Raw genomic sequence first — 12753 nt, 5'->3', positions numbered from 1 at the left:
CAGGGACAGTTGGTGCCGGCGGACGGTCTCGGGGTCGGCGGGGCGCTCTCGCCAGGCGCGGCCCGACAGCGAGCGGCCGACGCCCAGATAGCCGAATTGTCCGCTTCCGTCCGGCAACCGCCGCTCCCCGCGCCCGAAGTGGCACTATCGCGCCGAGTCCCACTCGTCCGCCAGCGCGGCATAGGCGCGCCCTGCGTCGGTTCCGGACGCAGCCTTCGCTCCCCTTCTGGCGAGGGTCGACGCGCCGCAGGCGCGCGGGGCGGGGAAGTCACGATCGGCTCGTGAGATCGGCGCCTGGCCCACACCTCCCCACCCTGACCGCTTCGCGGTCTGTCCCTCCCCATGAAGGGAGGGAGAGGACCTAGACCGGCCGCTTCATGCGGACTTCGCGCACCGTGCGGGTGGCGGAGTTCATCACCAGGGTATGGGTGTGGACGAAGCCGTCCTCCAGGCGCACGCCGTCGAGCAGCGCGCCCTTGGTGACGCCGGTCGCGGCGAAGATGGCGTCGGCGCGAACCATCTCGTGAAGGTCGTACTTCTTGTCGAGGTCGGTGATGCCGACCCGCGCGGCCCGGGCCCGCTCGTCGGCATTGCGGAACACCAGCCGGCCCTGGAACTGGCCGCCGACGCACTTCAGGGCGGCGCAGGCGAGCACGCCTTCGGGCGCCCCGCCCTGGCCCACGTACATGTCGACGCCGGTTGTCGGATCGGCGGTGTTCATGACGCCGGCCACGTCGCCGTCGGTGATCAGATAGACCCGCGCGCCGACCGAGCGCAGGCCCGCAATGATTTCGGCGTGGCGCGGGCGATCGAGCACGCAGACGGTGACCTCGGAGGCCTCGACGCCCTTGGCGCGGGCCAGCGCCTGCACGTTCTCCACCGGGCTGCGGTCCAGGTCGATGACGCCCTTCGGATACCCCGGCCCGCAGGCGATCTTGTCCATGTAGGTGTCCGGCGCATTGAGCAGCGTGCCCTTGGGCGCCCAGGCCATGACCGCCAGGGCGTTGGCCATGGCCTTGGCGGTGAGCGTCGTGCCCTCCAGGGGATCCAGCGCGATGTCGATCTTCATGCGGCCGGTTCGCTTGCCGACCTTCTCGCCGATGTAGAGCATCGGCGCCTCGTCTCGTTCGCCCTCGCCGATGACGATCTCGCCGTCGATGTCGAGATCGTTCAGCGCCGTGCGCATGGCGTCGACGGCGGCCTGGTCGGCGGCCTTCTCGTCGCCCCGGCCGGCCAGCCTCCAGGCGGCGATGGCGGCGATCTCGGTCACGCGGACCGCATCGAGCACCAGGCTCCGGTCGAGAACCTGGGTGCGATCGAGAACTTCACTCATGGCCTAGGGTCTCCTCGGGCGCCGTCCGCGCGGCGGGTGTCCTGCCTGTCTCAGATGCGCGCGATGCGCAACAGTCTCGGCCGGTCGATCACCGCCGGCAGGCCCGCGATCCGCTCGATGGCCGCCTTCAGCACCGACTCCGCCACGGCGTGGGTGGTGAGCACGATCGGCACACCGCCCGCATCCTCCACAGGCTTCTGCAGGAAGCTCTCGATACTAACTCCCGCCTCGGCCAAGGTTTCCGAGACCGCCGCGATGACGCCAGGCTCGTCCCTCACCAGGAAGCGCAGGTAGGCGCGTCCCACGCTCTTCGACGGCTCGACCGGCGTGAACGCCGCGAGCGTGGCGGCGGGCGCCTGGAACACCGGACGCACGGCCCCGGTCATGACGTCGGCGATGTCGGCGGCTACGGCGGCGGCGGTGGGACCGGCCCCGGCGCCTGGCCCCTGCAGGAAGATGCGGCCGATCCGGGCGCCTTCGATGAACAGCGCGTTGAGGGCCCCGCCGGCCTGGGCCAGGGGATGGCTCAGCGGCGCCAGCGACGGATGCACCCGGACCAGCACGCCGTCGGGCGAGCGGTCCGCCGAGGCCACCAGCTTGATGCGGTAGCCGAGGTCCCTGGCGAGCCGGATGTCCAGCAGCTCGACCTGATCGATGCCCTCGATCTCGGCGGCGGCGAAGTTGGGCGCGCAGCCGAAGGCGAGCGCCGCCAGGATGGAGATCTTGTGGGCCGCGTCGAAGCCGCCCACGTCCATCGTCGGATCGGCCTCGGCGTAGCCCAGCCGCTGGGCTTCGGCGAGCACCTCGGCGAAGGGCCGGCCCGTGGCCTCCATCTCGGTGAGGATGTAGTTGCAGGTGCCGTTGAGGATGCCGGCGACGGACTTGATCTCGTCGCCGACCATCGCCTCGCGCAGCATCTTGACGGCCGGGGTTCCGCCCATGACGGCCGCTTCGAACAGCAGCGGCGCCCCGCGTTGCTCGGCGAGGGCGGCGAGCTCGGCGCCGTGCTCGGCGATCAACGCCTTGTTGGCGGTGACCACCGGCTTGCCGGCGGCGAGCGCCGCCTCGACGGCCGCCTTGGCCGGCCCGTCCGAGCCGCCGATCAGCTCCACGAAGAGATCGACCTCGGACGAGGTGGCGAGCGCCACCGGATCGTCGAACCAGGGCAGGTTGGAGATGTCGAACGGCCGGGGCCTCGAGCGCGAGCGGGCCGAGACGCCGCCGATCGCCACGCGCCCGCCAGCCGGGGCGAATTCCGGCCGGTCGGAGAGCAGATTGAGCAGTCCGGCGCCGACGGTCCCCAGCCCCGCGATTCCGACCCGCCAGGTCTTAGCCGCTGGTCCCGTCATCACTGAGCGGCCAGGGCGTTGTGGGCGCGGCCGAGGATCTCCTCGGCGTGGGCGAGGAAGCGCTTCACGTTGCGCGCCGCCTGGCGGATGCGCTGCTCGTTCTCGACCAGGCCGATGCGCACATAGCCCTCGCCGTATTCGCCGAACCCGGAGCCCGGGGCGACGGCCACGCCCGCCTCCTCGACCAACAGCTTCGAGAACAGCATCGAGCCCGCCTCGCGGAACGGCTCGGGCAGCGGCGCCCAGGCGAACATGGAGGCCGGCGGCGCGGGAATGTCCCAGCCGGCGCGGCGCATGGAGTCCACCAGGCAGTCGCGGCGCCGCTTGTAGGTCTGGCGGATCTCCTCGACGCAGTCCTGCGGCCCGTTCAGCGCGGCCGCGGCGGCCACCTGGATGGGCGTGTAGGCGCCGTAGTCGAGGTAGGACTTCACCCGCGCCAGCGCCGCGCACATCCGATCGTTGCCGACCACCATGCCGACCCGCCAGCCGGCCATGGCGTAGGTTTTGGAGAGCGAGTTGACCTCGACGGCGATGTCGCGCGCGCCCTCCACCTGCAGGATCGAGGGCGGCGGGTTGTCCTCGAAGTAGATCTCGGAATAGGCGACGTCGGAGAGCACCAGCATGTCGTGCTTCTTCGCCAGCGCCACGACCTCGCGGTAGAAGTCGAGGTCCACCCATTGGGCGGTCGGGTTCGAGGGATAGCTCACCACCAGCACGCTGGGCGGCGGCGCCGAGTGGCGCACCGCCCGCGAGACGCCCGACAGATACTCCTCCGGCGAGAGCGCCGGCACATGGCGGATCACCCCGCCGGCCATGATGAAGCCGTAGGCGTGGATCGGATAGGCGGGGTTGGGGCAGACGATCACGTCGCCGGGCGCGGTCAGCGCCTGGGCGAGGTTGGCGAAGCCCTCCTTGGAGCCCAGGGTGGCGACCACCTCGGTCTCGGGGTTCAGCGTCACGCCGAAGCGCCGGGCGTAGTAGCCGGCCATCGCCTTCCTGAGGCCCAGAATGCCCTTGGAGGCGGAGTAACGCCCGGCCTTGGGATCGCGGGCGGTCTCGATCAGCTTGTCGACGATGTGCTTCGGCGTCGGCATGTCGGGATTGCCCATGCCGAAGTCGATGATGTCCACGCCGTCGGCCCGCAGGCCGGCCTTGATGCGGTTCACCTCCTCGAAGACGTAGGGCGGGAGGCGTCGGATGCGATGGAAGTCCGGAGTCATCGGAGAACGCTCTAGCGCCGCATGTGTTGAAGGCCCGTTGCGGCTGATGGGAGCTGAGGCGAGGCATGGATAGCCCCCGGACCCGGGGCAGCCAAGCCGAGATGGGAAATCCTGCCTCCGCGGGCCCTAGCGACGGGGCGGCGGAGGCGGGGTAGCTCGCGCGCGCGCCGAGTTGGCGAAGGCGCCCGTGTCGTCCGAGGCGGTGGGCGCAGCCTCGGCCCCCGCCGCGGCGCGCGCCTTGGCGGCGAAGTCGTCCGTCGCGGTGAGCGACCAGGTCTGGGGCGCGGTTTCGGCTTCCAGGTCGGCTGCGGCCTGCTCGATCGTGCGCGCGGCCTGGCCGTACTGCCCGGGCGGGCGCACGTCCTTGGGCTTGGACGGAATCTCGGAAAACGTCGGATAGGCGCGCTCGACGCTCGCCACCTTGGCCACCTCGGCCGCCACCGGCGAATGCGGATCGACCTGGGCGTCGGCGAACGGATTGCCGACGCAGCCGGCGATCAGCGCGCAGGCGCCCGCGCAGCCCGTCAGCCGCAGCGCCTGGCTCGCCCAGGTCCGAATCGCAAAGTGGCGTGCGAGGGCATACATTTGCGCCACGGTCTTATGCGATGATCGCCGCCGTTGAAAGGGCGCGCGCCGTCGCCCCTTCCGAAAGGCGCGTGATGAGCGAGCAGACCTCAGAGCCTCGGACTCCCACCGCGTCGCGGCCGCGCAAGGCGGACGGTCCGGCCGACGCGCCGAACGGAAAAGGCGCGGCCGAGCCCCCCAGTTTCACTCCCGAGCAGCGCGCGCAGATCGAGACGCTCTCGATGAACCTGGCGCGGGCGGCCATGACCGCCCAGGGCGCGATCGCCGAGATGGCGCTGAAGAACGCCGAGCGGCCGGCGGCGCTGTCGCCCGATCCCTTCCATGTGGCCCCGGCGCTCACCGAGGTGATGGGCCGGCTCGCCGCCCAGCCCGACAAGCTGATGCGGGCCCAGGCCGACCTGTTCAGCCGCTATCTCGATCTATGGCAGAGCGCGGCCAGGCGGATGTCCGGCGAGGCGCCGACGGCCGCCGCGAGCGCGCCGCGCGGCGACAAGCGGTTCCAGGCTCCCGAGTGGAGCGACAATCCGGTCTTCGAGGTGATCAAGCAGTCCTACCTGATCACCTCCGGCTGGCTGAACGAGCTGGTCGCGGGCGTCGAAGGCGTCGAGCCGATGACCCGCCGGCGCGTCGAGTTCTTCACCAAGATGCTGACCGACGCGCTGTCGCCCTCCAACTTCCTGATGTCGAACCCCGAGGCCCTCAGGGCCCTGGCCGAGAGCGGCGGGGAGAGCCTGGTCAGGGGCATGCAGAACTTCGCCGCCGACCTGGAGCGCGGCGGCGGTCAGCTGGCCATCGCCCAGACCGACTATCAGATGTTCCGCATCGGCGAGAACGTCGCGACCGCCCCAGGCAAGGTCGTGTTCCGCAACGAGATCATCGAGCTGATCCAGTATTCTCCCACGACGGATCAGGTCTGCGAGATCCCGCTGGTGATCTTCCCGCCGTGGATCAACAAGTTCTACATCCTGGACCTGAGGCCCGAGAACTCGATGATCCGCTGGCTGGCGAGCCAGGGGATCACGGTCTTCGTCGCCTCGTGGGTGAACCCCGACGCCAGCCTCGCGACCAGGACCTTCGAGGACTACATGCGCGAGGGGATCTATGCCGGGGTCGCCGCCGCCATGGACCAGTGCGGCGTCTCGAAGGTCAACACCGTCGGCTACTGCATCGGCGGCACCCTGCTCTCGGCGACGCTGGCGCACATGGCGGCCAGGAAGGTCAATCCGATCGCCTCGGCCACCTTCTTCGCCGCCCAGCAGGATTTCTCCGAGGCCGGCGACCTCTTGCTGTTCACCAGCGAGGACTGGCTGGCCGACCTCGAGAAGCGCATGGACGAAGGCGGCGGGGTGCTCTCCGGCCAGACCATGGCCGACACCTTCAATGCGCTCCGGGCCAACGACCTGATCTGGTCGTTCTTCGTGAACAACTACCTCCTGGGCAAGGAGCCGAAGCCGTTCGACCTCTTGTTCTGGAACTCCGACCAGACGCGGATGCCCAGGACCCTGCACCTCTTCTACCTGCGCAAGTTCTACGGCGAGAACGCGCTGGCGAAGGGCGAGCTCACCCTCGATAGCGTGCGGCTGAACCTCGAGGACGTGAAGACGCCGATCTACGTGCAGTCCTCGAAGGAGGACCACATCGCGCCCGCCCGCTCGGTCTACAAGGGCGCGCGTCTGTTCGGCGGCCCGGTCACCTTCACGCTGGCGGGCTCGGGCCACATCGCCGGCGTGATCAATGCGCCGGCGGCGAACAAGTACCAGCACTGGACCAACGAGGCCCTGCCCCCGACGCTGGAGGAATGGCAGGCCGGCGCGATCGAGCACCCGGGCTCCTGGTGGCCGCACTGGGCCGCGTGGCTGAAACAGCGGTCCGGCGACCTGGTCCCCGCCCGCGATCCGGCGCACGGCAACCTCGCGCCTCTCGCCGAGGCTCCGGGCAGCTACGTGAAGGTCAAGAGCTGAGGCTCAGCGCGGCTGCTTCTGCGTCGAGCCGTTCAGGGCCACGGCGGCGCGGACCAGCGCCTTGAAGGCCGCCGCGTCGATCGGCTCGCCCTCGTGGATGTCGATGGCGCGCCGCGTGTTGCCCTCCAGGCTGGAGTTGAAGAGGCCCTTCGGATCGGCGAGCGAGGCGCCCTTGAAGAAGGTCAGCTTGACGACGGCCTTGTAGCTCTCGCCGGTGCAGATGATGCCATCGCGGGACCACACCGGGACGCCGCGCCACTTCCACTCCTCGGTGACGTCGGGGGCAGCCTCGTGGATCAGCGCACGGACCTGCGCGAGCGTCGTTCCCCGCCAGTCGGCCAGGTCCTTGATCCGCTGATCGATCAGCCGGGGGGCGTCCTGCGCCGCGACCTCCGTCATCTTGCCTGAACCTCCATGCGCCCGTCATTCGGGATGCTAGCCCCAGCGAGGCCGATTTCAAGGCGGCCAGCACGCATCCCCCAGGCGATCTAGACCTGCAGCCGGTCGTCCGGGCGGGCGGCGATGGCGTAGAGGGCCGGCATCAGGAAGATGATGACCAGCAGGCAGACGAGCAGGCCCGAGACGATCACCAGGGCGAACGGGCGCTGGGTGTCGGTGCCGACCCCTGTGGCGATCGCCGCCGGAAGCAGGCCGAGCGCTGCGACCAGGGCCGCGATGACGATCGCCCGGAACCGCAGGATCGCACCCTCGCGGATCGCCTCCTCGAGCGGGGTTCCGTTGAGGCGAAGCTCGTTGACGTAGGAGATGTAGACCACCGCCGTCTGCACGGCGACGCCGATCAGCGCCAGGAATCCGATCTCCGAGGACGCCGAGAGCGGCGTGCCGGTCGCCCAGAGCGCCGCGACCGCACCCGCCGGCGCCGACAGCAGGACGCCGACCAGGGTGATCAGCGGGAACTTGAAGTTCCCATAGAGCGCGAAGAGCAGCATGAAAATGAGCGCCAGCGTCAGCGGCGCAATCAGCTTCAGCTGGTCGCGGGAGGCCGTGTACTCCTGGTAGTCGCCGCCCCAGTCGGCGCGGTAGCCCTGTGGCAGCGGAACCTGGGCTTTCACCTGGGAAATGGCGTCCTGGACGGCGCTGGCCAGGTCGCGGCCTTCCACCGAGAACTGCACGCCGATGTAGCGGGAATTGTTCTCGCGATAGATGAAGCTCGCGCCGTTGGCCACTGCAATATCGGCGAAATCCTTGAGCGGAAGCTGCTGGCCCCCCGGGGTGGCCACGAGGATGTTCGAGATCGCCTCGGGGGTGTCGCGGTAGGGCTTGTCGAGGCGCACGACGAGGTCGAACTGCCTTTCGCCCTGCACGACCTGGGTCGCCACGCCGCCGCCGATGGCCGTCTCGATCAGGCCGTTGATGTCATCGACGTTGAGGCCGTAGCGGGCGATCTTGTCGCGATCGATTCTGATGCTGAGGCTGGGCTGTCCGAGCTCGTGCACCAGGGTGACGTCGTGGACGCCGCGAACGCGCCGCAGCACCGCCTCGATCGCCTTGCCTTTGGTCTCCAGCGTCTGCAGGTCCGGCCCGAACACCTTCACCGCGAGCGCGCTCTTCAAGCCTGTCTCGGCCTCGTCCACGGCGTCTTCGGCAGGCTGGGTGTAGTTGAAGATGATCCCCGGGAAAGCCTGCAGCTTCCTGTCGATCGCGGCGACCAGCTGGGCCTTGGTGCGATAGGGCCCGCGCCACTCGCCATAGGGCTTCAGCCCGACATAGAACTCGACGTTGAAGAAGCCGGTGGCGTCGGTGCCGTCGTCGGGCCGGCCGAGTTCGGAGCCCACCACCGTGACCTCCGGGAACGATCTCAGGATCTGCCGGATCTGCGGGGTGATCTTGGCCGACTCCTCGAAGGAGATGGTCGAGGGCATGGTCGCCCGAACCCAGAGCGCGCCTTCGTCGAGCTTGGGCATGAACTCGCCGCCCACGGCCAGCGCCAGCAGCAGCGCCCCCGCGAACAGGGCGGCGCAGACCCCCACCACGAGGCGTGGGCGCTCGAGGCAGATATCCAGGCCTTTCGCATAGCGGTCGCGCATCCACTCAAAGATCGGACTGCGCCGCTCGCGGACGCCGCGGCGCATGAACCAGGCGCAGAGCACCGGCAGCAAGGTCAGGGTCACGGCCGTGGCCCCGATCAGGGCGAAGATCATGGTGTCGGCCATGGGACGGAAGAGGGTCCCGGAGGGGCCCGCGAGCGCGTAGATCGGCAGGAAACTCACCACGACGACCAGCACGGCGAACACCAGCGGCCGGTCGACCTCGGAGGCGGCGTCGCGGATCACCTCCTTGACGTCGAGCGGCTCGCCGGGCGGACGGAGCGCGAGCTGGCGGAAGATGTTCTCCACCATGACCACCGCCCCATCCACCAGGATGCCGAAGTCGATGGCGCCGATGGAGAGCAGGTTCGCGGACGCCTTCTGCACGTTCAGGCAGGTGAAGGCGAAGAGGAGCGCCAGGGGGATCGCGGCGGCGACGATCAGGCCGGCGCGAATGTCGTAGAGCAAGACGATCAGCACCACGACGACCAGCAGCATGCCGCGCAGCAGGTTGGCCTTCACCGTGTCGGTGGTGAGCTTGATGAGCTCGCTGCGGTCATAGAAGGGGACGATCTTCACGTCCTTCGGCAGGACGTGGGCGTTGAGGTCGCGGGTCTTGGCCTCGACGCGCTTCAGCACCTGCTGGGTCTTCTCGCCGGTTCGCAGGAGGATGACGCCCTCGACCGCGTCGTCCTGGTTCTGATAGCCGAATTCGCCCAGGCGCGGGGCGATGCCGATCACGGCGCGCCCGATGTCCTTGACCTGCACCGGCACCCCGTTGTGCACAGCCAGGACAACATTCTGGATGTCCTCGAGCGAGGTGATCCGACCGATCCCGCGCACGTAGTAGAACTGGCCGCCCTGGGTGTAGAAGCCGCCGCCGGCATTGGAGTTGTTGGCGGCGAGCGCGGTCTTCGCCTGATCGATCGAGAGGCCGACCCCGGCCAGCTTCACCGGATCGAACAGCACCTGGTACTGCATGGTCCCCCCGCCGAAGCCAGAGTCGTCGGCGACGCCCGGGACCGAGCGGTACTGGGGCTCGATCGTCCAGTCCTCGAAGGTCTTGAGCTCCATGGGCGAGCGGTCGGGGCTCTGAAGCACGTAGCGGTAGATCAGTCCCGACGGCGACGACAGCGGTGAGACCGACGGCGCGACCCCGCTCGGCAGGCTGACGTCGGGCAGCCGATTGAACACCTCCTGGCGGGCCAGGACATTGTTCGTGCCGTCCCTGAAGGTCAGCCGCACGTCGGAGAGCCCGTAGAGCGAGACCGAGCGCGAGACGGTGGTTCCAGGGATGCCGTTCAGCCCGTTCTCCATGGGAACGGTGATCAGCCGCTCCACCTCCTCGGCGGCGTGGCCCGGCCATTGGGTGATCACCTCGACCATCGGCGGCGAAAGGTCGGGATAGGCGTCCACGGGGAGGCGCTGCAGCGACCAGACGCCAGCGATCGCCAGGAGCGCCGTCAACATCACCACGAGCAGCGGCTGGCGAAGCGCGAACGCCACCACCCGATTGATCGGCGACGGCGTTCGCACCCCGCCGGAGGGCGCCGGCTCGCTCACTGGGTCTGCATGAACTGGAGGAAGAGGCCGCCGTCGACGACCACCCTGTCGCCCGCCTGCAGGCCTTGCGCGATGTCGTAGCGGTCGCCGGCGCGCGCGCCGAGCGTCACGTGACTGCGCGCGAAGCGGCCGCCAGGCGCGGCCACATAGACGAACGGCAGGTTCTCCTGATCGCGCAGCACCGCCGAGGCCGGGACCAGCAGGCCGGTCGAGGGCGTCCGGGAATGGATGTGGACGCGGACGTACATCTGCCGCCGCAGCGCGCCGACCGGATTGGGGACCGCGATGCGAGCGACCACCGCGCGGGTGTCGGGATTCACTTCGGCGGCGATGTTGTCGACGATGCCGGACATCTGCGCGCCGCCCAAGCCGGTGTCGATCCGGGCGGGGTCGCCCACGTGGACGTTGGCCAGATCGGCGCCCGCGATCTGGGCGTTGACCCACATCTTGGAAAGGTTCGCCACGGTGAAGCTGGCGGTGGTTCCGGCCTGCAGCAGCTGGCCCGGGCTGATGAGCTTCTCCACCACGACGCCGCTGATCGGGGCGCGGATCTCGCCTTCCATGCGCGTCGCAGCCCGGCCCGCGGCGATGGCCTGGATGTCGACCGCGCTGAGGTTCAAGGCGTTCAGCGCCTTCAGCGCCGCGGCGCGGTCGGATTCGGCGTTCTCGGCGTCCGTCTCGGCCTGCTGCGCCTCCCGCGCCGAGACGCCCTTGTTCTGCAGCAGGTCCTTGTCGGCGTCGGCGATGCGGCGCGCGTTCCTCGCCGTGAAGTCCGCCTTGCGGAAGGTCGCGACCGCGCTTGCGTAGTCGGGCGAAGACACCAGCGCCAGGGGCTGGCCCGCCCTCACCGCCTGCCCCGGCTCGACCAGCAGGCGGGCGACAGGGCCGGACATGGGCGCCACCACGCTGGTCGCCTGGTCGTTGTCGAAATCGACGACGCCGGTGGCCTCGACGCTCTTCTCGTAGTCGCCGAGGGCGACCGTGTAGAGCCCGACCCGCTTCAGTTGGGCCGGCGTGAGGGTGACGAGTTGCGGCGTGGTCTGCGCCGGTTCGGCTGGATCGGCCTTCTGGCAGCCGGCCAGCGCCGCGAGCACCGCCGCGGCGATCATCGCCGCCGCGGCGCGATGGCGCGTCCCTGTGGCTCTCACCGCCCCTCCCCCGCCCTCAGTGCCCATGGGCCGCTTCGGCGAGCTCTGGGCGATTCCACCATCCGCCGCCCAGGGCTTGGAAGAGCGCCACCGTGTCGACGAAGCGGTTGGCCTGCGCCTGCACCAGGTTGAGCCGCGCCTGCTGGTAGCCCTGCTCGGCGCTGAGCAGGGCCAGATAGCTCGCATAGCCGTCGCGGTATTGGCGCTGCGAAAGCTCCAGGGTGGTGCGAGCGGCCTGTTCGGCGGCGGCCGAGGCCTTCAGCGCCTCGGCGTCGCGGTCGATGGCGGTCAGGGTGTCGGCGACGTTCTGGAAGGCGCCCAGCACCGTGCTCTGATACTGCTCGCCCGCCTGGACCAGGGCGGCCTTGGCCGAGCGCTCCTGGTGCAGGAGTGCGCCGCCCTGGAATATGGGCTGGGTCAGTTGCCCGCCGATCGCCCAGAACGCCGATCCCGGGCCGAAGACCTGGCCGATGGTGAGCGCCGTGCTGCCGGCGGAGGCGGTGAGCTGGAGGTTCGGCAGCCGGTTGGCGGCCGCGATGCCGACCTGGGCGCTCGCCGCATGCAGGTTCGCCTCGGCCTGCCGCACGTCCGGCCGCTGCTCGACGAGCGTCGAAGGCAGGCTGAGCGGCAGGCTCGCCGGCAAGGTCAGGCCGGAAAGATCGAAGGGGGCGTTCGGGGCCCGGCCGGGATACTGGCCGGTGAGCACGGCGAGCAGATGCTGCTGCTGCTCCTCCTGCTTCACCAGCGGCGGCAGCGCGGCCTGCGCCTGCGCGAGCTGGGCCTCCTGGGCGGCGAGATCCAGTCCGCTCGCATAGCCCTTGGCCTGTTGATACTTCACCACCTCGACGGCATGGGCGGCGATGTCCGCCAGCTGCCGGGTGGCGTCGATCTGGGCCCGCAAGGCGGCGATCTGGATCGCCGTATTGGCCACGTTGGTGGTGAGCGTCAGGTGCGCCGCGATCGTCTGGAACCGGGTGGCCAACGCCTGCGCGCGAGCGTTCTCGACGGTGCGCCGCGTCAGGCCGAAGACGTCGGGGGCGTAGGCGATGCTGAGCTGCGGCGTGTAGAGGCTGTAGACGAAGGCGTTGTTGTTGGGCGTGGGCGCCAGCTGGCCGGACTGCCGCTGGCGGCTCGCCGCGAGCCCGGCCGAGACCTGAGGGTAGAAGGCGCCGCGCTGGGCAAGCGTCGTCTCACGGGCGGCGGCGAGCGCCGCCTGGGCCGCTTTCAGGTCGTGGTTGTTCTTCAGGGCCCGGTCGATGAGCGTGTCGAGCTCACGAGAGTGGAACAGGATCCACCAGTCGCCGGAAAGATCGGCGCCTTCCGCGAATTGCTGGGCCTGGCCTCCGACCACGCCGGGCGTCGCAACCGGGCCCGCTGCCGAGGGCCGCGCGATCGCGTCTGCGGGCGGGGCGCCAGGGCGCTCGAAATTTGGACCGGCCGCGCAGCCGGCGAGCACGAGCCCGGCGAGCGGGGCCGCGACGCCGACGGCTCGCCCGAACGCGCGCCGAGCGCTTGTCGAAGCGTCCAAGATGGCTATCGCCCCTCC

Annotated in this window: 9 protein-coding genes; 1 reads left to right on the top strand and 8 read right to left on the bottom strand. The window is 69.9% G+C overall.

Going from position 1 to position 12753, the window contains the following annotated elements; genetic code table 11:
- Positions 1-361 precede the first annotated feature (361 nt).
- The 4 genes from glpX to VLI41_RS10515 form a co-directional block, all read right to left on the bottom strand.
- Positions 362-1333 carry a class II fructose-bisphosphatase gene (gene glpX / locus VLI41_RS10530; protein WP_325268028.1) on the bottom strand — a complete coding sequence of 324 codons (972 nt, stop codon included), beginning with the start codon at positions 1331-1333 and terminating at the stop codon, positions 362-364.
- Positions 1334-1383: 50 nt separating this feature from the next.
- Positions 1384-2682 carry a homoserine dehydrogenase gene (locus VLI41_RS10525; protein WP_325268027.1) on the bottom strand — a complete coding sequence of 433 codons (1299 nt, stop codon included), beginning with the start codon at positions 2680-2682 and terminating at the stop codon, positions 1384-1386.
- Positions 2682-3902 (bottom strand): LL-diaminopimelate aminotransferase, encoded by a 1221-nt coding sequence (locus VLI41_RS10520; protein WP_325268026.1) that lies wholly within the window; start codon positions 3900-3902, stop codon positions 2682-2684. Before VLI41_RS10520 ends, VLI41_RS10525 begins: the two co-directional genes overlap by 1 nt.
- 126 nt (positions 3903-4028) lie before the next feature.
- The gene (locus tag VLI41_RS10515; protein WP_325268025.1) at positions 4029-4487 is read right to left on the bottom strand and encodes a hypothetical protein; all 459 of its coding nucleotides are present in this window, start codon (positions 4485-4487) and stop codon (positions 4029-4031) included.
- Positions 4488-4561: 74 nt separating this feature from the next.
- Here VLI41_RS10515 and phaC point away from each other — a divergent pair, with 74 nt between their 5' ends.
- Complete coding sequence (gene phaC, locus VLI41_RS10510; RefSeq protein ID WP_414692542.1) at positions 4562-6448, top strand: class I poly(R)-hydroxyalkanoic acid synthase; 1887 nt, start codon at positions 4562-4564, stop codon at positions 6446-6448.
- Positions 6449-6451: 3 nt separating this feature from the next.
- Here phaC and VLI41_RS10505 read toward each other — a convergent pair whose 3' ends face one another.
- The 4 genes from VLI41_RS10505 to VLI41_RS10490 form a co-directional block, all read right to left on the bottom strand.
- Complete coding sequence (locus VLI41_RS10505; protein ID WP_325268024.1) at positions 6452-6847, bottom strand: DUF1801 domain-containing protein; 396 nt, start codon at positions 6845-6847, stop codon at positions 6452-6454.
- An 89-nt stretch (positions 6848-6936) separates the two neighbouring features.
- Positions 6937-10059 carry a CusA/CzcA family heavy metal efflux RND transporter gene (locus VLI41_RS10500; RefSeq protein ID WP_325268023.1) on the bottom strand — a complete coding sequence of 1041 codons (3123 nt, stop codon included), beginning with the start codon at positions 10057-10059 and terminating at the stop codon, positions 6937-6939.
- Positions 10056-11207: an efflux RND transporter periplasmic adaptor subunit gene (locus VLI41_RS10495; protein WP_325268022.1), complete on the bottom strand. Its 1152-nt coding sequence runs from the start codon at positions 11205-11207 to the stop codon at positions 10056-10058. The genes VLI41_RS10500 and VLI41_RS10495 overlap by 4 nt, the downstream gene beginning before the upstream one ends.
- Before the next feature lie 16 nt (positions 11208-11223).
- Complete coding sequence (locus VLI41_RS10490; protein ID WP_325268029.1) at positions 11224-12663, bottom strand: efflux transporter outer membrane subunit; 1440 nt, start codon at positions 12661-12663, stop codon at positions 11224-11226.
- Between the last annotated feature and the right edge of the window lie 90 nt (positions 12664-12753).

This window comes from Phenylobacterium sp., assembly GCF_035475775.1.
In the GTDB taxonomy this organism is placed as follows: Bacteria; Pseudomonadota; Alphaproteobacteria; order Caulobacterales; family Caulobacteraceae; genus Phenylobacterium.
The sequence above is the reverse complement of the archived record's forward strand: the minus strand, read 5'-3'. Positions and strand labels throughout refer to the sequence as shown.

What these genes read in the sequence shown, in the direction of transcription:
- glpX (WP_325268028.1), bottom strand. Translation starts at nt 1,333, where the DNA reads ATGAGTGAAGTTCTCGATCGCACCCAGGTTCTCGACCGGAGCCTGGTG.
- phaC (WP_414692542.1), top strand. Translation starts at nt 4,562, where the DNA reads ATGAGCGAGCAGACCTCAGAGCCTCGGACTCCCACCGCGTCGCGGCCG.
- VLI41_RS10505 (WP_325268024.1), bottom strand. Translation starts at nt 6,847, where the DNA reads ATGACGGAGGTCGCGGCGCAGGACGCCCCCCGGCTGATCGATCAGCGG.
- VLI41_RS10520 (WP_325268026.1), bottom strand. Translation starts at nt 3,902, where the DNA reads ATGACTCCGGACTTCCATCGCATCCGACGCCTCCCGCCCTACGTCTTC.
- VLI41_RS10515 (WP_325268025.1), bottom strand. Translation starts at nt 4,487, where the DNA reads ATGTATGCCCTCGCACGCCACTTTGCGATTCGGACCTGGGCGAGCCAG.
- VLI41_RS10525 (WP_325268027.1), bottom strand. Translation starts at nt 2,682, where the DNA reads ATGACGGGACCAGCGGCTAAGACCTGGCGGGTCGGAATCGCGGGGCTG.